Source organism: Corallococcus sp. bb12-1 (assembly GCF_026626765.1).
Lineage (GTDB): Bacteria > Myxococcota > Myxococcia > Myxococcales > Myxococcaceae > Corallococcus > Corallococcus terminator.
Genome location: NZ_JAPNJZ010000024.1, coordinates 87,044 through 111,626, shown reverse-complemented (window position 1 = coordinate 111,626; position 24,583 = coordinate 87,044). Strand labels below are relative to the sequence as shown.

Below are 24,583 nucleotides of genomic sequence, written 5' to 3'. Positions count from 1 at the left end.
TTGGTCTTCTGACCCGCCGGTCGGCTAGCATCGGTGGAATCGTGAACACGACCCGCCTTGCCATGACTTTCGCGCTCGCCTGCGTGCTGAGCGCCCCTGTTGCCGACGCCGCCACCAAGCGCAAGACCGCCAAGAAGAAGCGGCCCTCCGCGACGCAGCCCGCGCCGGCGCCCGAGGACACCTTCACCCCTCCGGACGAACCGGGCCCCTCGGCGGACGCGCCGGTGGCCCCCGTGGCGCCGGCGGCGACGACGAAGGCGCTCACCCCGGCGGCGACCTCCCCTATCGCGAAGCCCGCGGCGGTCGCCGCGGAGACGCGCGCGGCCACCACCAGCGCGGTGGCGCTGTTCGGCGTGGCCCGCCAGTCGGCGGCCTCGGACCAGGCGGCGAAGCTGGAGGACGCGCTGTCCCGGAAGCTGGGCGCCGCGGGCGATGTGCGGTTCGTGGACCTGGCGGCGGCCTTCCCGGCGTCGGAACCGCAGGGCATCCCCAAGGGCGACGCGCTCTTCGACGAGGGCCGCTCCGCGTACGACAACCTGGATCCGGACACCGCGGCGGTGAAGTTCAAGGAGGCCGCGGACACCTACGTGCAGCGGCCCGGGGACCTGCGCGCGGAGAAGCTGGGCGAGGCGTTCCTCTTCCAGGGTGCGTCCCAGCTGCTCAACGGAGACGTGGCGGGCGCGAAGGTGTCCTTCACGAACGCGCTGGTGGCGGAGCCGTCGCTGCGCCCGGACGCGGGGCAGTTCGGCCAGGACGTGCAGCGGGTGTTCACGGAAGCGCAGAAGGAGCTGGAGGCGCAGCCCCAGGGCTCGCTGGTGGTGACGTCCCAGCCGCAGGGCGCGCGCGTGCTGGTGCGCGGCCGTGACGTGGGCGCGACGCCGCTCACCGGCCTCAAGCTGGCGCCGGGCCGCTACCCCGTGCAGGTGGTGCTGCCGGGCTACGCGCCGTCCGCGTCGTACACGGAGGTGAAGTCCTCCGCGTCCGCCGAGGTGAAGGCGAAGCTCGCGCCCGCGCCCGGCCTGTCCGCGCTGCGTGACGCGGCCGCCAAGGCCGGCACGGAGCAGGCCTTCTCCGCGGACGGCGTTCCGCCGGAAGTGGGCGCCATCGGCGAGCGGCTCAACGCGCGCTTCGTGGTGCTGGCGGCGGCGTACCAGGACAAGAAGGGCCGGATGCACGGCGAGGTGCAGGCGTGGGACCTGCGCACGAAGAACCGGCTGCGCGACGTGGAGGTGGACTTCACCAAGCGTGACGGCAAGTACAGCGCGGACGCGGCGGCGGACCAGGTGCACACCTTCCTCACCGGCGCCGCCCTGCCCAAGGGCCGCACCTCCGACGACAAGGAGTCGGTGTCGTCGTCGGACTCGGTGCTGCGCAAGCCCTGGTTCTGGGCCGCGGCGGCGGGCGTGGCGGCGGTGACCGCGGGCGTGGTGTACGTGGCCACGACGGACCGCGGCAGCGGCTTCAATCCCGTGAACGGGCTGCCCGGTGGAATTTCCTTCTAGCCACCGCGTCCAGCTTCCAGGACTCCCCATGAAAGCCCTCTCGCTCGCGTTCTTGCTGCTGCCCGCCCTGGCGCTGTCGTCCTCTCCCCCACCGGGCCGCATCTCCGCGCTGATCATCCCCATGGACCCGTCGTCCGAGTCCTCGGGGGTGCAGATGGAGGGCTTCATGAACGACGCGCTGGGCAACTTCGCGAACTACTCCGTGAAGAAGCCCCGCGACCTGTTCGGCCTGCCGGACGACGCGGCGGCCCAGGCGTCGCTCCAGCGCGCGAAGAAGGGCTTCGAGGAGAGCGCCAAGGCCTTCGAGGCGCGCGAGTACGAGGACGCGGAGCGCAAGGTGCGCGCGACGCTCAAGGAGCTGGACGGTTCGGTCGCGGCCATGCGCTCGTGCTTCCCGCTGTGCGACGCGCTGGCGATGCACGGCGCCATCCTCCAGCTCCGGGGCGACGTGGAGGAGGCGAAGCTGCTGCTCATGGACCTGATGGCGCTCAACCCCACCTTCGAGCTGAGCCCCAAGCGCTTCAGCCGGGAGTTCATCGGGCTGCGCGCGCAGGTGGCGACCAGCCGCACCGCGCAGCTTCGCGGCACCGCCACCTTCAAGTCGCGTCCCGCGGGGGCGCGCGTCTTCGTGGACGGCGAGGCGGTGGGCTACACGCCCATGACGGTGCCCGCCCTTCCCGTGGGCAAGCACCTGGTGCGCATGGAGCGCCCCGGCTTCCGCCAGTTCGGGCAGATCGCGGAGGTCACCCCGGACGACATGGAGGTCAGCGCGGCGCTCGTCCCGACGGCCACCTACAAGGCCTACGACGTGCAGTTGGACAAGGTGCTGGGCGACATGTCGCGTCCCAGCGACAAGCCGGCCAACGCCGTGGTGGCGCTGGGCAAGTCGCTGGGGTTGGACCGGACGCTCGTCGGCACCGTGCGCGTCATCCCGGAGCGGGGCACGGAGCTGGCGGTGGGCCTCTTCGACGTGAAGAGCGGCAAGCGCCTGGGCTCCAAGCGGCTGGTGCTCCAGGGCGACGAATACGGGCAGCTCAAGCTGGAGATGGAGCGGGTGGTCAACCAGCTCATCAACACCGAAGGCGAGAAGGTCCTGAAGGTCCGCGACCCGCTGGATGGCAAGAGCGGCGCGGAGGACTGGAGCTCGGAGGACCGCGGCGGACAGCGCAAACAGTCCGAGAAGCGGCAATCCGGCGATGATCCGTTGGATTCGATGTCGGGAACCGAGGACTGGTAGCAGCCAGCGCTTGTCCCTGGGCGGACTGTCCCTAGAGTCCCGGGCCGTATGCGCCTCCTGCCGCTGTTGACCCTCCTCCCGACGTTCGCGCTCGCCCAGACGGGCACCGTCAGCAACACAGCCGCCCCGCCCCGGGGCGTCACGCTGCCGCCCACCAACGCGGCGTTGATAGACGAAGCGCCCGCGCTGTCGCTCAACCCCGCCGGCCTGGGCTTCATCGACGCGGGCCAGCTCTTCTACCTGCACGAGCGCAACCTGGAGTCGGACTCCGTGGGCGACGCCGTGTTCCTGGGCACACACTTCCTGGGCCTGGGCGCGGGCTTCTCCCTGGAGTGGATCCGCGGCGAGAACGCCCCGGACTACCGCAAGACGTCCTTCGGCCTTTCCCTGGGGCCTCGCACGCTGCAACTGGGCGCAGCCTTCCACGACTTCAGCTCCGATGACCGCGCCATTGGCGGCCTCACCAGCTGGGACGTGGGCGTCACCGCGCGCCCCGCCCGCTTCCTGTCGCTGGCCGCGGTGGCCAGGGACCTGAACGCCCCCGAAAGCGACGGCCTCAAGCTGCCGCGCCGGTACAACTTCGGCGTGGGCCTGCGCCCGCTGGACGAGCGCTACACGCTGGGCGTGGACTGGCTCTTCTCCGAAGGCGGCTTCCGCGAAGGCCTGGCCACGTACACGGTGCAGGCGGAGGTGCTGCGCGGCCTGAGGCTGGGCGGCGGCCTGTCGCACGGCTTCGTCAGCGGCATCCCGCTTTCGCTCCAGTTCTCCGCCACGGTGGACCTGGGCCACGCGGGCCTGACGTACGCGGCGGGCGGCGCGGGCAATGGCCTGGACCACGTGCTGCAACTGCGCCTGTCGTCGGAGCGCTACCGCTCCGTGCACGGCTCCAACGGCGTCGTGACGCTGTTGGACCTGGACGACATGCTGTCGGGCGGCGTGAGCCCGGTGCTGTCGGTGCTGGGCGTGAGCGAGTCGGACCCGTACCTGCGCCTGCTCAAGTTCCTGGACCTGGCCACGCGCGACGAGCGCCTGAAGGGCGTGATGGTGAAGATGGAAGGCCTGCCCGGCGTGGGCTGGGGCGGCGCGGAGGAGTTGCGTCAGGCCTTCCTGCGGCTGCGGCAGGCGGGCAAGAAGGTCGTGGTGGTGATGCTGTCGGGGGATGACCGCGCGTACCTGGTGGCGTCCGCGGCGGACGGAGTGTACGCGCTGACGGAGGCGTCCCTGCCCATCAACGGCCTGGCCCTGAGCGTGACGTCGATTGGCGGCACCATGGACAAGCTGGGCGTGCACTGGGACGTGGCGCGCGTGGGTGAGTACAAGACGGCGACGGATCAGCTCACCCGTTCGGACATGAGCCCCGCGGAGAAGGAGACGTTGGACGCGTACCTGGACGGCCTCGTCGCGCACAACGACAAGGCCGTGGAGGCGGGCCGCAAGCTGTCGCCGGAGAAGCTGCGCGCGGCGTGGACGGGGGGCATCCTGTCCTCGCGCCGGGCGAAGGACGCGGGCCTGCTGGATGGCGTGGTGTCCGCGACGGAGCTGGACGCGCGCGTGGCGGAGTGGTTCCCGGGCCTGCGCTTCCATCCGACGTACGCGCCGCGCGACGAGCGCGAGGACCGCTGGGGGCTGCGCCGCCGCATCGCGGTGGTGCCGATCCTGGGCGACATCACCGGGGGCCGCAGCCGCGAGGATCCGCTGGGCTTCGCGCGCATCGCGGGCGCGGAGACGGTGGTGCGCGCGCTCGCCCAGGCGCAGGAAGACCCGTCCGTGGTGGCCATCGTGCTGCGCGTGGACTCGGGCGGCGGCGACGTGCTGGCGTCGGACCTGATGTACCGCGCGGTGCTGGAGGCGAAGCGGCACAAGCCCGTCATCGCGTCCATGGGCGACGCGGCGGCGTCCGGTGGCTACTACGCGGCGGTGGGCGCGGACGAGGTGCTGGCGGAGCCCACCACGCTCACCGGCAGCATCGGCATCTACTACGTGAAGCCCGCGCTGGAAGGCCTGGGCGCGAAGCTGGGCCTGAACCAGGAGACCGTGAAGCGCGGCGACATGGCGGACCTGCTGGAGTGGTGGCGGCCGTGGACGCCGGAGCAGCAGGTCGCGGTGCAGGCCTGGGTGGATGACTCCTACGACACGTTCATCACCGAGGTCGCGCTCAACCGGAAGATGGACAAGGCGAAGGTGGATGCCGTGGCCCGGGGCCGGGTGTGGAGCGGCCAGGACGCGCTCGCGCGGGGGCTGGTGGACGGCCTGGGCGGCCTGAACGAAGCGGTGGCCGCGGCCCGCAGGCGCGCGAAGATTGCCCCTTCGGAGGAGCTGGACCTGGACGTGATGGGCGGCGCGCGCGGCTTCTTGTCCGGCCTGGGCGGCGAACCCGGGGTGCACGCGCTCGCGGGGCTGCTGCTGCCCGCGCTGTCGGAGCGTCCGCCGGAGGCCCTGTCGTCGCTCGCCCGGGAGGTGGGCCTGGGGTCGCCCGAGCTGCTGCGTCCCGGCCTGAAGGCCATGCTCCCCTTCACGGTGCGCATCCGCTGAAAAGCCCCCTGGAAGGGACCCGGGAGGTCGCCCGGAGAACACGTCACGCGCACGGGCGGCGAAAATTGGGGCGCTGACTCCAGGCCCTCTGTTAGGGTGGTGAGTGCCTCCCGGCCGGCGCTAGGGCCGTCGGGGGGTTTCAGGAACCGGCGGTTTCGGCCTTCTCGCAGGCCCCGCGTCCGGCTTCCTGTCCCAAAAACCTGCCTCCTGACGTCCCCGGCGACCCCCTGTGGCCGCCGCCCTCCAGGGCCGTCATGGCGTGGAGCCCCATGAGCGAGAATTCCGACAACCCCGAGACCCGCAACCCGCCGCCGCCGCCCGTGGCCGCCCGCCCGTCCCCGCCCCCCGAGGCGGACGACGATGGCGGTGACGACGACGGCGACGAGGGCCCCGACGAAGGGGATGCCTCCGCCGGAGGCCCCCAGCAGGGGGGCGCGCCCGGAAGCCCCGCCGGCCAGGGTGGCCGCCGCCGCCGCCGTCGTCGTCGCCGTCGTGGCGCGCAGGTGCACTTCACCCCGGAGGGCCAGGCCTACCGCATGCAGCCGGGCCCGGACGGCCAGCAGGTGCAGGTGTTCCTGACGCCCCAGGAGTTGGAGCAGTACAAGCAGCGCCAGGCCCAGCAACAGCAGCAGCCCCCCGCCGGCCCCCCCCCGCAGGCGCCGCAGCCCCAGGAAGGCCGCCCGCCACAGCAGGAGGCCCGCCAGCAGCCGCCGCAGCACGAGCACCCCCGGCACCAGCGCGGAGGGGGCCAGGCCCAGCAGCAGGCGCAGCAGAACCTGGCGCCGGTGGAAGGCGTGCTGGACACGGAGGCCAAGGGCCCCAACGCGTTCCTGCGACAGCTGAAGCGCAACCTGCTGGCGTCGCCGGACGACCCGGAGCTGCCCAAGAATCTGGTGCAGAAGCTGCGCCTGCGTCAGGGCCAGTACCTGACGGCGTTCGCGCAGATGCGCGGGCACAAGGGCGTCATCCAGAAGGTGGACACGGTGGACGGGAGTCCGCTGGAGTCCGCGCCCCGGCTGCCCCACTTCGCGGACCTCACCTCCGTGGACCCCACCGAGCGGCTGAAGCTTGAGAACGGCCACAAGGAGATGGTCACGCGGGTGTTGGACCTCATCGCGCCCATCGGCAAGGGCCAGCGCGCGCTCATCGTCGCCCCTCCGAAGACGGGCAAGACGATCATGCTCCAGCGCATCGCCCAGGCGGTCCTCAACAACCACCCGGAATGCCACGTCATGTTGGTGCTCATCGACGAGCGCCCCGAAGAAGTGACGGACATGCGCCGGAGCATCAAGGCGGAGGTCATCGCCTCCAGCTCCGACCGGCCCACGGGCGACCACCTCAAGGTGGCGGAGCTCGCGCTGGAGCGTGCCCGCCGGCTGGTGGAGGCGGGCAAGGACGTGGTCATCCTGCTGGACTCCATCACCCGCCTGGCGCGCGCCTACAACAAGGAGGTCGACAGCTCCGGCCGCACCATGACGGGCGGCGTGGACAGCCGCGCCCTGGAGCGCCCCAAGCGCATCTTCGGCGCCGCTCGCGCGACGGAAGAGGCGGGCTCGCTCACCATCATCGGCACGGCGCTCATCGACACCGGCAGCCGGATGGACGAAGTGATTTTCGAGGAGTTCAAGGGGACGGGTAACTCGGAAGTCACCCTGGACCGGCTGCTCGCGGAGAAGCGCGTCTTCCCGGCCATCAACATCCCCCAGTCCGGCACGCGCAAGGAGGAGAAGCTCTTCACCCTGCGCGAGTACGAGAAGGTGAAGAAGCTGCGGCAGATGCTCTTCTCCGTGAAGCCGGTGGAGGCCATGGAGGCGCTCGTCAAGCGGCTCGCCCGGTACACCTACAACGACGAGTTCTTCGACGAGATGTAGCCCGGCTGCCCGCGCGGGGGTGGTGTGGCGAGCCCTGGATTGCGTAAGGTGTGCGCATGATTCAGGGCTCGGGCCGCTGCCACTATCACCCCGACCGCGCGGGCCTGGGTGTCTGCGTGGAGTGCCGCCGCGTCATCTGCCGCGAGTGCACCACGCAGTTCGAGGGCATCAACCGCTGCGCCAGTTGCCTGGACACGCGCCGCAAGGCGCTGGAGGGGCCGCCGCCCCGGCGTGAGTGGAGCGTCGTCAACGTGGTGCTGGCGCTGGTGGGCGCCGTCCTCTTGTGGGGCGGCGTACTCATCGCCGCCCACGCGGTGGGCTGAAAGACCATGGCCGTCTCCGCGCTCGAACTACGCCCCCGGGGTCCGGTGGCATTGATGGATGCGGCGCTGCGGCTGTGCGCGCGCAACGCCGGCCTGTGGGCGCTCACGCTGCCCGGAGGCGCCGCGGTGGTGGCCGCGCTGCTGCACCTGGTGGACGCGGTGGACCACGGCCGCTCCCCCACCCTGCCCGCCCTGTACCTGACGCTCGCGTGGCTCCTCAGGGGCGTGGGCCAGGGGGCGGCGTGCCACTACGTGCAGGAGGTGTTGCTGGGCACGCAGGCGGATCCGTCCGTGCGACCGTCGATGCGCGCGGCGCTCGGGCGCCTGCCCAGCCTGTGCATCACGGTGGCGTACCTGGCGTTCTTCAACCTGATCACGGTGACGCTGTCGCTGGGCATCGCGCTCATCGTCCTCTCCGCGCAGGGCGTGGGCTACGCGGCCACGATGCAGGGCCGGGGCAGCCCACTGAAGCTGTACGGCCTGTGCACGCGGCTGCTGGGCCCGTCGCGCGGGACGGCCACGGGGGTGCGGTGGCTGATGGGCGTGCAGGTGCTGGTGTTCTTCAACCTGCACGTGGGGCTCAACTTCCTGCTGTACCTGGCGCGGCACCTGGTGGGCATCGACCTGACGTTCACGGAGCGGTTCGCCTCTTTGGACAACCCGCCGTGGCTGATGTTCCTCGCGGCGACGACGTTCGCGCTCTTCGAACCGTTGCGCGCGGCGGCCGCCACGCTGCTGCTCGTCGACGGGCGCGTGCGGCAGGAAGGCCTGGACCTCCTGGCCGCCGTGCAGCAACTGCCGGAGCGCAACGCGAAGCGCGGCTCGGTGGGCGCAGGGGACGCGAAGGGGATCGCCGCCGCGCTGCTCGTGGCCGTGGGCGTGCTCTTCGCGAGCCCCACCCCGGCCGAGGCCGCGCCGGCGAAGAAGCCCGAGACGTCCGAGCGTCAGGCCGTGCGCGCGCGGCTGGAGAAGCTGGCGGACGCCTGTGAGATGCCCGAGATGCTGGAGGGCACCGCGCTGAAGGACTTCGACGCGCTGGGCACGTCCGAGGGCGCGAAGCTGGAGCGCTTCGTGCGCCACCTGGAGCAGCAGGCCTACGACGACGATGACTGCGAGTCGGCGGCGGTGACGCTGGAGACGGGGCTCGCGCAGGTGGCGGCCACCGCGGAGGCCCAGGCGCGTGTCGATGCGCGGGCGGCCACGGACCGGGCGCGCTCCATCCTCGCGCGGCCGGAGTTCCAGGACCGTCCGGAGAAGGATCCGAAGGAGCCGAAGGAAGAAAAAGTCCCCGAGGAGCCGGGCTGGTGGCGCCAGTTCATCGACAAGCTGGGCAAGTGGCTGGAGGAGCTCTTCCGCCGGAAGGATCCGCTGCCGAAGCCCCGGGAGACGGCCCTGCCGCTGAGCGGCGGCGCGGCGGCGGACGTCGTGGTGGTGGCGCTGGTCGCGCTGACGCTGGCGGTGCTGGGCGTGGTGGTGGTGAGCATCCTGAAGCGGCGGCGCGTGGAATCAGGCCCCGGGCTGGAGGTGAGCACGGTGGACGCAGCGGCGCTCGCGGGCAATCCGGACCATGCGCTGTCTCGGCCACCCGAGGGCTGGGCGCACCTCGCCGACGCGCTGGCGGCCCGGGGCGAGTACCGCGAGGCGGTGCGCAACCTGTACCTGGCGCTCCTGTCGCGCCTGCATCGCGACGGCGCCATCCTGTACGACGAGACGCTGAGCAACTGGGACTACCTGCGCGCGTTCCGGGGCCGGCCTGAAGTGAAGGCTCCGTTTCGGGAACTGACTCGCCGCTTCGATTTCGCCTGGTACGGCAACGTGCCCGTAGGCAAGGAGGGCTACACGGAGTTCCGCGCCATCACCGCCCCGCTCCTCGCCGCGCCGCCCATGCAGGAGGCCGCCGGTGCGTGACCGTTTCCCACTGCTCGTGCTGGGAGCCCTGCTGCTCGCGGGCGTCCTGGGCGCGTTCCTGGTGCGCGGCGCCCAGCGCGGCGGGTTCGCGGATCCGCTGTCCACCTTCCGCGCGGAGCCAGATGGCGCGCGGGCCCTGTTCCTGCTCGCACAGGAGAGTGGCCTGCCGGTGACGCGCAACGTGGCGGACCTGCGCATCGTGTCCGGCCCGGAGGCACTGGTGCTGCTCGCCGTCGACGTGGAGGGCTCGCACGAGGAGGATCCGGATCAGACGCGGCTCGCCTCGGATCCGGACGCGGGCGTGAACGACGAGGAGGCCCCCCACCTGGGCTTCAACGCGATGCGGGCCCAGCAGCTCGAAGACGCCGAACTCGAACGGGTGCTCGCGCACGTGCGCTCGGGCCACTCGCTCGTGTACGTGCCCTGGGGCTCACGCGAGAACCCGCTGTTGGACGAGCTGGGCGTGAAGCTGGACAAGGCGGACACGTCGCTGCCCATGCGCACGCTGGTGGCGCCGCTGCCCACGCCGTACACGCTGGGCGTGGAGCGCGTGGAGACGAAGGTCCAGGCCTACCTGCGGCTGCCGGAGAACGCCATCCCGGTGCTGGAGGATGAGCGGCTGGGCATGCCGGTGGCGGCGGTGATTCCCCTGGGCGAGGGCCGCGTGCTGGTGGTGGGTGCCCCGGAGCTCGCGATGAACCAGGCGCTCGCGCGGGCGGACAACGCCCAGTTCTGGCTGAGCGCGCTGGGCGCCCTGGGCCCCGGCCCCTACGCCTTCGACGAGTTCCACCACGGCTTCACCAACGAGCGCTCGCTCGTGGACTTCGCGCGCCGCTACGGCCTGCACTTCGCGGTGGCGCAACTGCTCTTCGGCGTCGTGCTGTGGGCCGGCGCCCTGAAGCGCTTCGGCCGCCCCCTGCCGCCCCCCGAGGCCATGCGCGTGGGCGCCACGGACGCCCTGTTCGCCATGAGCCGGCTGTACCGCGAGGGCCGGCACCACGCCTTCGCCGCCGGGCTCATCTCCCGGGGCCTCACGCAGCAACTGGCGCCGCTCGCGGGCCTGCCCTCCCACTCCACCGTCGCCGCCGTCGCCGAAGGGCTTCGCGCGCGGGGACGCCAGGACCTGGCGGACGGGCTCGTCGACGTGGCCCGCCAGTCCGACGCCGTGCAGAGGGACGCCGACCTGCAGGCCCTCGCCACTTCCGCCGCGCACCTGCGCGAGCGCATCCACCCCGCCGGCACTGGCCGGCCCCGACCCGGAACCCCATGAACGCCCCGCCCTTCTCTCCTCCTCTCGCGCCGGACGGCGGCAACGCCGTGCGGGTCGCCAACGCCATCCGCGAGGGCGTCCTCCACGAGGTGCGCAAGGCCGTGGTCGGACAGGACGAACCGCTGGAGCTGATGCTCTGCGGGCTCGTCGCCGGAGGCCACATCCTGCTGGAGGGCGTGCCCGGCGTGGCCAAGACGCTGATGGCCAAGGCGCTGTCGCGCAGCGTGGGCGCGGACTTCAAGCGCATCCAGTTCACGCCGGACCTGATGCCCGCGGACATCCTGGGCACCAGCGTCTTCGACCTGAAGACGCAATCCTTCGTGCTCGCGCGCGGCCCCATCTTCACGGACCTGCTGCTGGCGGACGAAATCAACCGCGCCCCCGCGAAGACGCAGTCAGCGCTGCTGGAGGCGATGCAGGAGCGCGCCGTGTCGCTGGAGGGCCGCAACCTGCTGCTCTCCCCCATGTTCACGGTGTTCGCCACGCAGAACCCGGTGGAGTCCGAAGGCACGTACCCGCTGCCCGAGGCGCAGTTGGACCGCTTCCTCCTGAAGATCGACGTGGGCTACCCCGCGCCGGAGGAAGAGGACGCCATCCTCCACGCCGTGCACCGGGGCTTCGACTCAGGCGACCTGTCGCGCGCGGGCGTGAACGCGGCGGTGACGAAGGACGGGCTGCTCCAGGCGCGAGCGGCGCTCAGTGAAGTGAACGTGGAGCCGCCGGTGCTGGGCTACATCCGCAAGCTGGTGTCGGCGACGCGGACCTCGCCCAACATCCGCCTGGGCGCGGGGCCCCGCGCGGGCGTGCACCTGCTGCTCGCGTCGAAGGCGCTGGCGGCGCTCCGGGGCCGCGACTTCGTCACGCCCGATGACGTGCGCTTCCTCGCGGGTCCGGTGCTGCGCCACCGCCTGCTGCTGTCGCCGGACGCGGAGCTGGACGGGGCCACGCCCGCGGACGTGCTGCGCGAAGTGGTCCAGGGCGTCGAGGTCCCCCGGTGATTCCCTCCGAGCGCCTGTGGGGGCTCCTGGCCCTGCTCGCGCTGCCCATGGCGTTGGCGGGCTTCTTCCCGGGCCTGGGCGGCGCGGTGCTGGCGCTGGATGCCCTGGCGCTGGCCCTGGCCGCGTTCGACTACCTCCTCGCCCGCCGCGTGAGGCTGGAGGTGCACCGCACGCTGCCGGAGCGCCTCAACGTCGGCGTGGCCAACCGCGTGGACGTGCGCCTCGTGCACCGGGGCCGGGGCACCGTGCAGGTGCGCGTGAAGGACGACGCGCCGTCGGACTTCACCACCGAACCGGGCGAAGCCACGCTGCGCCTCACGCCGGACAGCCAGACGCAGTGGGTGTACCGGGCCACGCCGGTGAGGCGTGGCAAGTTCATGTTCGGGGACCTGCACGTGCGGGTGAAGGGCCCGCTGGGGCTCATGTCGCAGGAGCGCACCTTCGTCGCCGCGCGCTCGGTGTCGGTGTACCCGGACCTGCGCGGAGCACGGCGGCTGCTCCTGTCGGGCGCGGCGTTGGACCTGGTGAACCTGGGCCTGCGGCAGTTGCGCCGCGACGGCCGGGGCAGCGAGTTCGCGCGCCTGCGCGACTACGCCCAGGGCGACAGCGTGCGCGACGTGGACTGGAAGGCCACCGCGCGCCGAGGCCGTCCGGTGACGCGCGTGCTGGAGTCGGAGCGTTCGCAGGCGCTGCTCATCTGCGTGGACGCGGGCCGCTCCATGGCGGCGCAGGTGGACGGGCTCACCAAGTTGGACCACGCGGTGAACGCGGCGCTCTTCCTCGCCTTCGTGGCCATCCGCAACGGGGACCGCGTGGGGCTGGCGCTCTTCGCGGACGGCGTGAAGGCGTACCTGCCGCCCGCGGCGGGCCGGGGCCAGTACCGCAAGCTGGTGGACACGCTGTACTCCGCGACACCCAGCCTCACGTACGTGGACTACCTGGCGCTCTTCAAGGAGCTGAATGTCCGCCTGAACCGGCGCAGCCTCCTGTGCGTCTTCACCGACTTCCTCGACGAGGAGCAGGCCAACACGCTGGTCGCGCCGCTGCACCGGCTGGCGCGCCGTCACGTCCCGCTGTGCCTGTCGGTGAAGGACACGGCGTTGCAGAAGCTGCTGCGCACGCCGCCGTCCGGGCCGGAGCAGGCCTTCCAGCACGCGGTGGCCTCCGAGCTGTTGTCGGACCGCGAAGTGCTCAAGGCCCGAGTGAGCCGGGGCGGCGTGCAGATGCTGGACGTGGCTCCGGACGAGCTGAGCCTCGCGGCGGTGAACCGCTACCTGGACATCAAGGCGCGCGGCGTCCTGTAGCCGTCAGGCCTCGGGGCCTTCGCGCAGCCAGCCCACGAAGCGCGTGTCGGGCACGGCGCCGCGCACGCGGTGCAGCCCGCGCTTGAACAGCGCGTAGACGTGGAAGAAGCGCTCCAGGCCCGCGCGCTCCGAGGCCGTCATGGGGTGCGTCCCGCACACCACCTTCGGGTCGCCCTTCCCCGCGTCGATGAAGCCCAGCACGGCCACCACCGGCACGCGCACGCGCTGTCCCTGCGACAGCCGCGGCCCCAGCACCACCGCGTCCAGCGGGTCGCCGTCATCCGACAGCAGGCCCGGGATGGAGCCGTAGTTGTACGGACACGGCAGCGGCGACACGAAGTCCACCGACCCATCCGCGCGCCGCTTCACCATGGAGAAGCGGGGGCACTCGATGAGCACCTCCGGCTCACGCGGCAGGGGCGGCACGGACAGGTCCGGCACGGAAGCAGCGCGCCCCACGCTCATCCCGCCGTCCCCACGGACTCCTCGGCCCGAGCCCCGCGCCGACGGCCGCGCATCCAGTCCGACAGCAGGTACGCGTAGACGCCCGCGCCCACGGTGAGCGCGAAGGTGATCTTGAAGCCCACCGACAATTTCGGCGGGTGGATCTGCGACACGGTGCCTTCGATGAAGCCCGCGAGCACGAACAGCACGAGCGTGCCGAACAACAGCTTCACCGCCGTCACCGACTCCTTGCGCAGCGCCTGCCCGCGCGACAGTCCTCCCGGCGCCACCATGCCCCGCGCGATGACGAGCCCCGCCGCGCCCGCGATGCAGATGGCGGACATCTCCGGGATGCCATGCGGAAGGATCCACGCCCAGAACCACCCCGTCATCCCCTTGGCCGCGTACACCTGCGCCAGTGCCCCCAGGAACAGGCCGTTGACGAACAGCATCACCACCGTGCCCAGCCCCAGGGTGATGCCCAGCGCGAACGCCAGGAAGGCCACCTGGATGTTGTGCGTGAAGAGGAACGTGGAGAACTGCGCCTGCTCCTCCACGGACATGCCCTTGCCAGCGGCCTCGTCAGCGGCGCGCTTCACGGGGTCCATGTCCAGGTGCTGCTCCGGCACCAGGTAGTGCGCCGCGTCCGGATCCACCATCATGCCCACGTAACCAAAGCCCGCGCCCGCCGCCATCAGCAGCACCGCCGCCAGGTACATGCGCCACTCGCGGTGCATCAGCGCCGGGAAGCCGCGCGACACGAACGCCCACACGTCCGCGAAGCGCGGCCGGGAGCCCGGATACGTCAGCGCGTACGCCCGGCCCACCAGATCGTTGAGGTACGCGCTCACGTCCGCGGAGCCGCTGCGCGCGCGCACCCACAACAAGTCACTGGAGACGGCGCGGTACAGCTTCCCCAGCGACCGCGCCTCCTCCAGGCTCAGCTTGCGCAGCCCGTCCGATTCGGACTTGTCCAGCAGCGACTCCAACTGCTGCCAGCGAGGGCGCCGCGTCTCGATGAACTCCGCCATCTCCATGGGGCCAGTCTAGCCGAGCCCCGAAAATGGCGAGGCGCCGGTCGCCCTCCCCTGTGACAGGGAGGCGCCGGCGCCCCGTGGCTTCAGGAAGCGGAAAAGACTCCCCGTGCCTACTTGATGAGCTTCTCCAGCGGCTTCGCCTCGGTGGAGGACTGGGCCTGGGTCCACTCGACGACGGGCGTCTGCCACGCCATGCCCGTCTCGGCCGGGTTGGCGTCCAGCTTCTCGAAGCCGAAGCCGTCACCGCCGAAGTACAGGTACTCCACGGTGGCGACCGTGTACTCCTTCTTCGGATCCAACGGCTTGCCCTTGGCGTCCTTGAACTTGCCCTTGCCCGCCGGGGTGAGGCCCGCCACGAGCGCGGTGGGGTTCTCCAACTGCTTGGCCAGGTCCTCGCCCTTGAGCTTCACGGTGAGCAGCGAGTTCTCGAACGGCATCACCGAGTACACGCTGCCCAGCGTCACGTCGCCCGCCGGCAGGCCGCCACGCAGGCCGCCCTTGTTGAGGATGGCCACGTCGGTGTTGAGCTGCGTGCGCACCGCGCCGGCCACCCACTTCGCCATCAGCGGCGAGTCCTGGGGGATGCCCGCCTTGGTGAAGCCGATCTTCCGGCCCAGCGCCTCGTCCACCTTCGTCTGCCACTCGGCGATGCGCTTCGCCGTCTCCGCGTCCGGCGTGCCGCCCGTGACGTCGACGACCTTCGTCTCCACGCCGGTCAGCTTCTGGCCCGCGCCCTTGGCCGGGTCGAACTTGAAGTGCGCGCGCAGGTACGAATCAAAGCCGCGGCCCAGCGACACGTACGTGGTGTCCCCTTCCGTCTTCGGCGCGGAGACTTCCGCGCAGCGCCCCCCCGCGACGAGCGAAACCTTCCAGTCGGGGTGCTTGGCGACGATGGGCTGCAGGTCGGTGGGGCACTGGTCCGCCACCACGACGATGACGTCCGCGCCCGCCTTGCGCGCCTCGGGGATGGCGGTGTTGAGCGCGTCCTCGGAGGGGGTGACCTCCAGGCCTTCCGCGCGGCCGGACATCACCGTGCCCACCGTCTTCTGCGACGTCAGGCCCACCACGCCAATCTTCAGGCCGCGCCGGTCGAAGACCTGGAACGCGGGCATGGACAGGTCCTTCGCCAGCGACGCGTCCGTCACCTTCAGGTTCGCCGCCAGGAAGGGAAAGCCCCCCGCCGCGCGGTTCTTCAGGAAGGAGTCCTTGGCGTACGACAACTCGTGGTTGCCCAGCGCGGAGGCGGCGTAGCCCATGTGCCCCATCACCTCGGCCGTCGGAGCGCCCAGGAAGAAGGAGGAGATGGCCGGGCCCGTCCACAGGTCGCCCGTCGTCAGGGCGAGCGTGCCGGCATCCGGACAGGTCGCCTGGCCGTCCTTCAGCGGACCGGCACAGTGCTTTTCATCATTCACCCAGCGGCCCATCAGCTCCGCGGCGCCGCCCTTGCCGTCGGCGGGCAGGAGCTGGCCACGGGTGCTGCCGGTGACGAGCACCGTCACTTCGGACGGCACCGCGGGCTTCGCGGGCGCGGCCGGAGGAGGCGTGGCCGGGGCAGGCGGGGGAGTCTTCTCACAGCCCGCGAGGGCTCCCAAGGCGAGGACCAGCGCGCCGGACGACAGCCAGAGCTGGCGGGTAGGACGACGGAAGGGACGCAGCGAGAGAGGGTTCGGGTTCACGGCCGGGCCTTTAGCACATCCCCGCCGTGGTAGCGTGGCCCAATGACGGGCATGAAAGGCAAGGATTTCAAGCCTTTACGAGAGGAAACGGAGGGCGGTTCTACCGCCGGTCCAGGCGCTTCGTCGCTGCGGGACGAGGTGCGCAAGTGGTGGGGCGAGGCCCGGAGCGGCGCCGAGCACTTCCAGTCGGTGCGTGGCGCGCTTCCGGAAGGCCGCATCCGCCAGTTCTTCTACGGCGCGAGCCTGCCCTTCCACATCGCGAGGACGACGCTGGCGGATGCCCCGACGCGCGCGCGCTATCTGCGGGTGACCTGCTTCCAGACGGCGTTCCTCCTGGCCCTCGCGGGAGTCTGGGCGGCGAACAACTTCCAGGACGAGGAGGAGGCCCAGGCGAAACCCTCCGCCAGGGCGGCCCGGTCCTTGAGGCCGGAGGCCCAGGCCCGTCTCGACCAGGCGACCCAGGACCTTGAAGCGGCGCTGGGGGCCGAGCTCCATCCGGGCTCGGCGAAGGGCGACACCCCTTCCGTGGGCAAGGCGGTGAGCGCGCTCATCGCGACCGCCATCGAGGAGGGGACCGCGGATGACGCAACCCTGGAGGCCGCCGCGACCGCTGCCGGGAACGGAGCGAAGGAGGCCGCCGAACGCGCCAGGACCACCAGCGGCACCACTCCGGACGAGGACGTGGAGGAGGACGCGGAGGACCTGGGCGACATGATCGCCGCCGCCGTCCTCGCCGGCCTCGAAGAAGGGGGCGGCAAAGCCACCCCGGATCCGAAGACCCAGGGCTTCCCCATCCAGAAGGAGCCTCAGAAGAAGGGGTTCAACATCGAAACGCCCCAGGTGCACAAGGGCGTCTTCTTCCTGGGCAGTTGGGAGTTCTGGGTGTTGTTCTTCACGTCGTTGAGCGCGGCGCAGTGGGTGGTCGTCGCCCTGTCCCGCGACTACCACTCGCTCATCTCCCGCGAGGCGAGCCTCGCCACCGGCATCACGCCCGAGGATCCCCAGCTCACCCCACGCGTGCGCCTCAACTTCCCGTGGATCAAGGCCAAGCTCCAGCGCCGGTGGAGGGCCTACGTGCTCTTCGCGCTGGGCCTCCCGGTGGTGGCGGCCATCACCGCGCCGGTGCCCTGGAGGACGGTGTTGTTCCCCGTGCTCAGCTCCGCCTGGGCCTTCTGGTGGCTCGTCGTCTTCACCTCCGCCAAGAGCGACCGCGCCTGGGTGTCCCCCGTCTCGCGTCCCCCCTGGTTCCTTCGCGGCTGGCACGCGATCGCCCGGGTGCTGCCATTCCTGCGCTGGGGTCCCTTCCGCTGGTACGAGGCGGTGCTGACGCGAAGGACGGAAGGGGTCTCCTCCCCCATCGCGAGCGTGGAGCGTCAGCCGTGGGTCTTCGCGGGGCTCGCGTTGGCGCGCTTCGTGGGCACCCTGCCGCCCTTGCGCTGCTTCACGCGGCCGTTCATCCCGGTGGCCGCGGCCCACCTGCACAGCTTGGATCCCCAGCAGCCCTCGAAGGACGCCCCGCGGCCCCCTCAAGACGCGGGGGACTGACGCCGCGTCACACGTCCGAGGGCGCGTTGCCCTCGGGCGGCAGTCCGCCAATGCCCTCCAGCGGCACCTGGGGCTGCTGCGCGACACCCAGCTCCAGCCGCTGTCCCGTCTCCCGCCGCGCGGGCAGGTCGATGACGCTCTGGAGCTGCTGGCTCACGGAGCGGAAGAAGCCGGTGAGCAGCTCCGGCCGGTCCGCCAGCAGGTCCAGGAAGTCGCGCCGGTCGATGACGAGCACGCGTGAGTCCACCGCGGCCACCATGTCCGTGGGACGGGGCGCGCCATCCAGCAGGCTCACCTCGCCAATGGCCTCCTTCGCCTGGAAGCGCAGCACGTGCTCGCCGTTGCGGAACGCGTCCACCGCGCCCTCGACGATGACGTAGAGCGCGTCGCCCGGGTCCCCCTGGCTGTAGAGCCGCTCGCCGGTGCGGAACACGGCCTCGCGCGCGACCTCCGCGATGGCGGCGATGTCATCCACGTCGCTCTGGGAGAAGACGCTCACGCCTTCCAGCGCGAACATCCGTTGGACGATCTTGTCGCTCAATTCACCCTCCTGCGGGAGCACATCCAGGCCATTCACCCGCGCCACGTAGCGGGCACACGCGCGCAGCACCACGTCCTCGCTCTGCACGAGCCCCGCCAGCCGCCGCCACAGCCGGCCCGGCGCCCCGGGAGGAAGCTCGCGGTGGTGGGCCTCCACCTGCTCCATCACCAGCTCGCGCTCCTCCACGGCCACCAGGTTCTCCAGCAGCTCCAGCGCATACGCGCGGCGCCGGGAGTCGGAGCCCACCAGGTGCTGGTGGATCCGCCGCATCGCCTGGGGCGGGTGCAGCAGGCCCAGCAGGAAGAAGGACAGCTCCAGCGCCTGATCCAACCGGTCGCCCACCGCGCGGGTGAGCAGCGACTGCGGGCCCAGCGCCGCCTGCACGTCGCGGAAGGCCCCCACGAGCTGGCGGTACGTGTCGCGGCGGCGGCCCAGCGCTTCGTGGATCCGGTCCACGTCCACCGGGTGGTCCGGCTGCTCCTCGCGAAGCCGCGACAACTGCGCGCCAATGCGGAAGTGCAGGCCCGCGTCGTCGCGCACGTTGGAGAAGAGCAGCGCGTTGAGCGCCGCGGACGTCCCGATGCCGCGCAGCACGCGGGGCAGTTGCATCCGCATGGCCAGCGGCGCGGCCTTGTTGTTGAGCTGCAACTCCAACAGCGGCGTCACCGCGTCGCCCAGTTGCACCAGCGACTCACGCGCGGCCGGACGCTCCTCGCGCCAGGTGAGGAACGGCAGGAGGCGCGGCGCCAGCTCCACGTAGCCGCCCGCCCCCACCGCCACCAGCGCCACGCGGCGCACGGAGATGTCCATGTCCTCCAGGTAGAGCGACAGCGGCCCCGCGAAGCGCGGATCCTTCAGCCGCCCCAAGAGCCGCGCCACCTCGCGCCGCTCCGCCACCGGGGCATGGTCCCCCTTCGACAGCAACTCGCGCAGCGACTCCAGCGCGGCGGAGTTGACCTGCGTGCGCATCAGCGCACCAATGGCCGCGCAGCGCAGGCCCACGTCGGAGCTCGTCAAGAGCGGCGGCAACAGCCGCTCCGCGCGCTCCGGGGACAGGCGCGCCAGGGCCCACACGGCCTGGTCGCGGGGGCGCCGGGGGCCCTCCTCCACCAGCCGCTCCAGCATGGGCGCCAGCTCGCGCGCTTCCAGGCTCAGCGCCAGCGTCACGCCGCGCTCCTGCACGCGCTCGTGGGGGTGGGCCAGGAGCGCGGCCAGATGCTGGCGCAGCGGCGCCTCCGCCTGCTCCAGCATGTCCACCGCGCGCAGCACGCGCTCCGGCGTGGGCGCGCCCAGCGCCTCCACCAGCAGCTTCTGCGAATCGACGCCCAGCTCGACTTCTTCCTCTTCGTGCGCGCCCACCTGTTCGCCCAGCGCCGTGAGGTACGCGGGCTTGAGGCGCACGAGCAGCAGGCCCAGCGCGGCGCACAGCCCAACCACCGCCACCGCCATGGTGATGCCGTTGGCCCCGCGCCCCGCGCCAATGAGCAGCACGCCCGCCAGCACCACGCCGCCCTTGCGCAACAGGCCATCCACCGCGCTGCGCAGGCCCTCGCGCTGCTCGTCCGGGACGGCCGCGTAGAGCAACTGGATGCCCACCGGCAGGATGGAGTAGCTCACCGCCGTCTCCACCAGCCGCAGCAGGTGCACCGGCCAGAGTTCGCCCGTCGCGAGCGTCGCACCCGCCAGCGGCGCGAGCACCACCGGCACCAGCGCCAGGTACATCAGCAGGCCCATGCGCTTGAGCAGCCGCTCCGCCACGAGCAGCTGGAAGGCCACGCAGAAGAGGCCAATCCACAACTGCAACGAACCGAAGAGCGCCGCCAGCCCGTCCTCGCTGAGCGTGCCCTCCACGCGCAGGCGGAACAGGTAGTCCACGAAGGACGACAGCACCGCGAACGCGATGCCCAGCGCCGCGAGCACCTGCGCGTACGGACTCTCGCCCAGGTAGCGCCACGCCGGGAACCACGCCTGCAGTGAGCGCGTGCGCTGCGGCGGTGCGGGCTCCGTCTGGTGCAGGTGGTGGTAGATGGCCCCCGCGGCCAGCAGGCTCACCGCGCCGCTGACCACGACCACGGGCGTGCCCAGCCGCACTGCGAATGCCTGCACCAGCAGGCCGCCCGCGATGCCACCGCCCATGCCGAAGCCGTTGAGCACCGTGAACGCCCGGCGAGCCTCGCGCGCGTCGAACGCGGACGCCATGCGGCCCCAGAAGCGGAACGACACGAACGTGCTGAAGCAGTCCGCGAACAGGTACAGCGCCAGCGCCGGCATGCGCTGCCCCGCGGACAGCGCCGCCGCCAGTCCCAGCGCCAGCACGCCGCCCACGCCGGTGAGGATGCCCGGGGATTCAGTGGGCGCGTCGGGCCGGCCCCGGGGCAGCAGCGTGAGCGTCGCTGTCATCAGCGCGCCCAGCAGGTACAGGTAGGGCAGCGCCTGCGACTCGAAGCGCGACAGCACCAGCGCGTTCGCCGCCGTCTTGAGCTGCGTCACCCCGGCGATGAGCGCGAACTGGAAGGCGCCCGCTGGCAGCACGCGGCGGTTCCAGGATGAGATTTCGGAAGAGGCCACGGGCGCGGGAATGCGGACAGGATAGCGTGGGAGCCCGCTATTCACGAATAACACCCTTGAGGCCTGCCCCGCACCTGCCCCCCGGGTGGACGGGGATGCTCGCCCGGCTGCCCTCTGCGTGGAGGCAGGGAAGAAACTCCCGCGCGCCGCTGGAATCCTTGCGGCCCCCACGGAATCGTTCCGCGAACGGCGTCGGGACGCGGTCCGGGTGGCATACACTGCGCCCCGTGACGCCCGCTTCCGACACCCTGCTTGACGGCACCCACACGGTGCTCACCCCGGAGTACGTGGAGTTCCGCTTCACGCTCGCGGGCGTGTATTCGCGCTTCCTCGCGTGGCTGGTGGACGCGGTCATCGTGGGGTTGACCACCATGGTGGTGCTGCTGGTGTTCCAGGTCGCGATGGCCGCGTTCCCCGGGTTCGCCAGCGCGCTGGGCATCGTCATCTACTTCCTGGTGGACTGGGGGTACGGCATCACGCTGGAGACCGCCTGGGCTGGGCAGACGGTGGGCAAGCGCGCCCTGTCCCTCAGGGTCATCCAGGAGAGCGGCGTGCGCATCGGCTTCTACCACGCGGCGCTGCGCAACCTGGCGCGCGTCGTGGACCGGCTGCCATTCCTCTACCTGGTGGGCGGCACCACCGCGCTCGTCTCGCGCTCGCACCAGCGGCTGGGAGACTTGCTCGCCGGCACCATCGTCGTGCGCGAGCGCCGCCTCAAGGTGCCCTCCGCGCTGGAGACCCGGGGCGACGAGGGGCTGCTCGCGGATCCGCTGTTCGTCGCCCGCGTGAAGCGCCTGTCCACCGAGGAGCGGGAGCTGGTGCTGTCCGCGGCCCTGCGGCGCGAGGAGCTCCGGATGGAGGCCCGGCTGCGGCTGTTCTCCACGCTGGGCGCCCGGCTCCAGGATTCGCTCGCGATGGAGAAGCCCGCCCACCTCTCGGACGAGAAGTGGACGCTGCTCGTCGCCGCCACGCTGCTGCCCGCCCCGAACAAGCGCCCGGGGCGTCCGGCATCGCCTAGAAGTACGCCGCCAGGCCCACCGAACCGGTCAGCGACGTCTGCGTATCCTCGTTGAGGGCGATGTAGAAGTTGTACTGCGCCCGCACGCCCAGGCTCACCGAGTCCGTGACGAAGTAGTCCAGCCCCGCGTTGGGCCCGATGCCCACGAAGTTGCTCGTCTGCTCCTTGAAGACGATGAGGTAGCTCACGTCCGTGCCGATGTAGGGACGCAGCGTCTCCTCCAGCAGCAGGTAGCGGATGCCGATGGACGGGGCCAGGCCCACCACGCGCTTCTCCGGCGTGGCGAAGGTGTCCTTCGGGAACATCAGCTTCGACAGGGAGACGACTTCGAAGCCGTTCTCCACGTAGAGGCTGCCCTCCAGGCCCAGGAAGGGCGTGCCCGCGAGTCCCGCGGTGCGTTTGAAGTCCATGTAGCCCAGCGACAGTCCCAGGCTCCGGTTGGAGAACTGGGCGTGGGCGGGGGTCGCGCCCAGCAGGGCGGCGAGCAAGCCAAAGGCACAAAGGTAGGTCCGCATGGCGCGGCACTCTACAGCCGCCCTAACCCCTGGAAAACAGCGCTGATTCAGCGGCAGGCCGCCGTTGCCTCTCGGGGTGGCGCTCTCCTACACTCGCCCGGCCATGCGTCTTCGCCGCCTCGTCCTCACGCTGACCGCCGCCGCCTCCCTGACCACCACCGCCTGCCTCAACACGCCGCCGCCGCACGAACGGGCGCTCATCAACAATGAGCTGTGCGCGCAGGAGATGGCCAACGGGGATCTCCAGAAGGCGGAGACCTACTGCAACCTGGGCCTGGAGTTCTCCCCCCAGTACGCGGACCTCTGGGCCAACAAGGGCCTCATCGCCATGTATTCGGGCAACAAGCCCAAGGCGAAGGAGTTCTTCATCAAGGCCCTGCGCTACAACCAGGAGCACCTGCAGGCCTATCAGAACCTGGGCGTCCTCTACCTGGACGAAGGCGCCTACGGTAAGGCCCACGACAACTTCAAGCGCGCCCTGCAGGTCAACCCGGACAACCTGGAGTCGCGCTACGACCTGGGTCTTGCCTACATGAAGATGGGCAAGAAGAAGGAGGCCCGCAAGGAGTTCGCCACCCTGCTCGCCGTCAATCCCAACGTCGCCAACGCCCACCACAACCTGGGCATCATGGCCTACGAGGAGAAGGAGCTGGAGTCGGCCTTCGAGCACATCTCCCAGGCTGCTCAGCTCACCCCGGACTCCTCGGAGGTGTGGCACGACCTGGGCACGGTGCTGATGGAGCAGAGCCGCTTCGCCGAGGCCCGCGAGGCCTTTGGCAACTGCGCCCGCCTGGATGAGAAGAACTCCAGCTGCCTCAACAACCTGGCGCTCGCCCAGCGCAAGGTGGCGCTGACGGACTCGGCCCTCAAGGAGCTCAAGGACACGCAGACGGCGGAGAACAGCGCCCCGGCGCTCTACCTGCTCGCGCGCCAGTACCGCGAGAAGGGCCTGCTCACGGAGGAGGAAGGCGCCTACCGCAAGTGCGTGAAGCTGGACGCCAAGTTCGCGCCCTGCCACTTCGGCCTCTTCCAGATCTTCTCGGACGCGCACAAGCAGACCCACGCCGAAGCGGCCTGCAAGAACTTCATGAAGTTTGGTACCTCCGAGGAATTCCCCACCGAGTATCAGGCGTGTGAGAGATTCCTGGCCAACGACTCATTCTAGCCGTCCCTTCGGGTAGCGACTCCACGCGATGAGCGTCCGTCTGACCGTCACGCAGCGCAGCGAAGCCGGAGGCGCCTCTGGAAAAGAGGTCGTCCTCGACGATGCGATCATCACCCTGGGCCGGGACAAGACCTGCCAGGTGATGCTTCCGCAGCAGGCGGTGTCGCGCAACCACGCGCGCATCACCCAGGAAGGCACGCTCTACTTCCTGGAGGACCTGGGCAGTGCCTACGGCACGAAGGTGAATGGCAAGCCCCTGCCCCAGGGAGAGAAGGAACTGCTGCGCAACGGCGACATCATCGCCATCGCGCAATACGACGTCCGCTTCGACAAGGTCGTCGAGATCGTCCAGGACGTGAGCGACAAGACGTCCTTCATCGCGCGCGGCATGGTGAAGGACGTGATGCGCGGGCTCGCCGGTGGCGAGGAGCGCTTCCTGCGCTACATGAACGGCCCCAAAGAGGGCCAGCGCATCGAAATCTCCGACGCGCAGGAGCACGTCTTCGGCCGCGACGAGAAGGAAGCCGACGTCATCCTCAAGGACGACCTCGTCTCGCGCAGGCACGCCAAGATTCGCCGCGACTGGTCCGGCACGCACGTGGAGGACCTGGGCAGCCGCAACGGCATCAAGGTCAACAAGAAGCGCGTCAACCGCAAGGCCCTCAAGGACGGCGATGAGGTGGAGATTGGCGCCACGCGCTTCGTCTACGTGGACCCCGCCGAGCCGCCCGACGAGCCGGTGAGCATCTCCAACGAGGTGAGCCCCGCCAGCGCCCCGGCGCCCTCGCCGCCGCGCCCCTCCCCGCCCCGCCGCGAGGAGCCGCCCCCGCCGGAACCGGAACCCGAGCCGGAGCCCGCCCCCGCGCCCGAGGAAGCCTCCCAGTCCGCCGAGGACCCGAATTCGGGTGGCTCCGAGGAGCAGTCGTCCGACGAGGGCTCGAACGAGTACGTCCCCGAGCCCCAGCCGGACAACGGCGGTGCGATGGCCGCGATGGCGGACAAGAAGAAGTTCGTCCCGCTCATCGTGATGGGCGTGGTGGGACTGACCTTCCTGGTGTTGATGATCGCCGTGCTCGCGGGCGCCTGAGCCTTCCGGCCCGGCGTCCTTGTCGCGAGCGGCTGAAAAACG

Annotated in this window: 18 protein-coding genes; 13 read left to right on the top strand and 5 right to left on the bottom strand. The window is 71.0% G+C overall.

Going from position 1 to position 24,583, the window contains the following annotated elements:
• Positions 1-62 precede the first annotated feature (62 nt).
• The 9 genes from OV208_RS28050 to OV208_RS28010 all read left to right on the top strand — a co-directional run bounded on the left by OV208_RS28050 (position 63) and on the right by OV208_RS28010 (position 12,945).
• Positions 63-1,502, top strand: coding sequence for a PEGA domain-containing protein (locus tag OV208_RS28050; protein ID WP_267576984.1), 1,440 nt, complete (start codon positions 63-65; stop codon positions 1,500-1,502).
• A gap of 28 nt (positions 1,503-1,530) precedes the next feature.
• The gene (locus OV208_RS28045; RefSeq protein ID WP_267576983.1) at positions 1,531-2,739 is read left to right on the top strand and encodes a PEGA domain-containing protein; all 1,209 of its coding nucleotides are present in this window, start codon (positions 1,531-1,533) and stop codon (positions 2,737-2,739) included.
• 48 nt (positions 2,740-2,787) lie between these two features.
• Positions 2,788-5,271: a signal peptide peptidase SppA gene (sppA, locus tag OV208_RS28040; RefSeq protein WP_267576982.1), complete on the top strand. Its 2,484-nt coding sequence runs from the start codon at positions 2,788-2,790 to the stop codon at positions 5,269-5,271.
• A 269-nt stretch (positions 5,272-5,540) separates the two neighbouring features.
• The gene (gene rho, locus OV208_RS28035; RefSeq protein ID WP_267576981.1) at positions 5,541-7,142 is read left to right on the top strand and encodes a transcription termination factor Rho; all 1,602 of its coding nucleotides are present in this window, start codon (positions 5,541-5,543) and stop codon (positions 7,140-7,142) included.
• A gap of 56 nt (positions 7,143-7,198) precedes the next feature.
• Positions 7,199-7,465: a hypothetical protein gene (locus tag OV208_RS28030; RefSeq protein ID WP_120545917.1), complete on the top strand. Its 267-nt coding sequence runs from the start codon at positions 7,199-7,201 to the stop codon at positions 7,463-7,465.
• Between the two features lie 6 nt (positions 7,466-7,471).
• Complete coding sequence (locus OV208_RS28025) at positions 7,472-9,373, top strand: DUF4129 domain-containing protein (protein WP_267576980.1); 1,902 nt, start codon at positions 7,472-7,474, stop codon at positions 9,371-9,373.
• Positions 9,366-10,643 carry a DUF4350 domain-containing protein gene (locus OV208_RS28020; protein ID WP_267576979.1) on the top strand — a complete coding sequence of 426 codons (1,278 nt, stop codon included), beginning with the start codon at positions 9,366-9,368 and terminating at the stop codon, positions 10,641-10,643. Before OV208_RS28025 ends, OV208_RS28020 begins: the two co-directional genes overlap by 8 nt.
• Positions 10,640-11,641: an AAA family ATPase gene (locus OV208_RS28015; RefSeq protein ID WP_267576978.1), complete on the top strand. Its 1,002-nt coding sequence runs from the start codon at positions 10,640-10,642 to the stop codon at positions 11,639-11,641. The genes OV208_RS28020 and OV208_RS28015 overlap by 4 nt, the downstream gene beginning before the upstream one ends.
• The gene (locus OV208_RS28010) at positions 11,638-12,945 is read left to right on the top strand and encodes a DUF58 domain-containing protein (RefSeq protein ID WP_267576977.1); all 1,308 of its coding nucleotides are present in this window, start codon (positions 11,638-11,640) and stop codon (positions 12,943-12,945) included. Before OV208_RS28015 ends, OV208_RS28010 begins: the two co-directional genes overlap by 4 nt.
• Positions 12,946-12,948: 3 nt before the next feature.
• Here OV208_RS28010 and OV208_RS28005 read toward each other — a convergent pair whose 3' ends face one another.
• The 3 genes from OV208_RS28005 to OV208_RS41410 all read right to left on the bottom strand — a co-directional run bounded on the left by OV208_RS28005 (position 12,949) and on the right by OV208_RS41410 (position 14,989).
• On the bottom strand, positions 12,949-13,410 hold the full coding sequence (locus OV208_RS28005; protein ID WP_120544046.1) for an inorganic diphosphatase: 462 nt from the start codon (positions 13,408-13,410) through the stop codon (positions 12,949-12,951).
• Positions 13,407-14,426 (bottom strand): stage II sporulation protein M, encoded by a 1,020-nt coding sequence (locus tag OV208_RS28000; protein WP_120544047.1) that lies wholly within the window; start codon positions 14,424-14,426, stop codon positions 13,407-13,409. The genes OV208_RS28005 and OV208_RS28000 overlap by 4 nt, the downstream gene beginning before the upstream one ends.
• A gap of 110 nt (positions 14,427-14,536) precedes the next feature.
• Positions 14,537-14,989 (bottom strand): 5'-nucleotidase C-terminal domain-containing protein, encoded by a 453-nt coding sequence (locus tag OV208_RS41410; RefSeq protein ID WP_420715058.1) that lies wholly within the window; start codon positions 14,987-14,989, stop codon positions 14,537-14,539.
• A gap of 1,164 nt (positions 14,990-16,153) precedes the next feature.
• Here OV208_RS41410 and OV208_RS27990 point away from each other — a divergent pair.
• Positions 16,154-17,647 (top strand): hypothetical protein, encoded by a 1,494-nt coding sequence (locus OV208_RS27990; protein ID WP_267576975.1) that lies wholly within the window; start codon positions 16,154-16,156, stop codon positions 17,645-17,647.
• Between the two features lie 7 nt (positions 17,648-17,654).
• On the opposite strand, the gene OV208_RS27985 is transcribed toward OV208_RS27990, so the two are convergent.
• Entirely contained in the window at positions 17,655-20,756 is a 3,102-nt protein-coding gene (locus OV208_RS27985; RefSeq protein ID WP_267576974.1) for a cyclic nucleotide-binding domain-containing protein, read from the bottom strand.
• Between the two features lie 227 nt (positions 20,757-20,983).
• Between OV208_RS27985 and OV208_RS27980 the strand changes: the two genes are divergently transcribed.
• Positions 20,984-21,829: an RDD family protein gene (locus OV208_RS27980; RefSeq protein WP_267576973.1), complete on the top strand. Its 846-nt coding sequence runs from the start codon at positions 20,984-20,986 to the stop codon at positions 21,827-21,829.
• Here OV208_RS27980 and OV208_RS27975 read toward each other — a convergent pair.
• Entirely contained in the window at positions 21,771-22,289 is a 519-nt protein-coding gene (locus OV208_RS27975; RefSeq protein ID WP_267576972.1) for a hypothetical protein, read from the bottom strand. The two genes, OV208_RS27980 and OV208_RS27975, sit on opposite strands and share 59 nt — an antisense overlap.
• 103 nt (positions 22,290-22,392) lie before the next feature.
• Between OV208_RS27975 and OV208_RS27970 the strand changes: the two genes are divergently transcribed.
• Both OV208_RS27970 and OV208_RS27965 read left to right on the top strand, forming a co-directional pair.
• The gene (locus tag OV208_RS27970) at positions 22,393-23,454 is read left to right on the top strand and encodes a tetratricopeptide repeat protein (protein WP_267576971.1); all 1,062 of its coding nucleotides are present in this window, start codon (positions 22,393-22,395) and stop codon (positions 23,452-23,454) included.
• A 28-nt stretch (positions 23,455-23,482) separates the two neighbouring features.
• Entirely contained in the window at positions 23,483-24,541 is a 1,059-nt protein-coding gene (locus tag OV208_RS27965) for an FHA domain-containing protein (RefSeq protein ID WP_267576970.1), read from the top strand.
• The last annotated feature ends 42 nt before the right edge of the window (positions 24,542-24,583 follow it).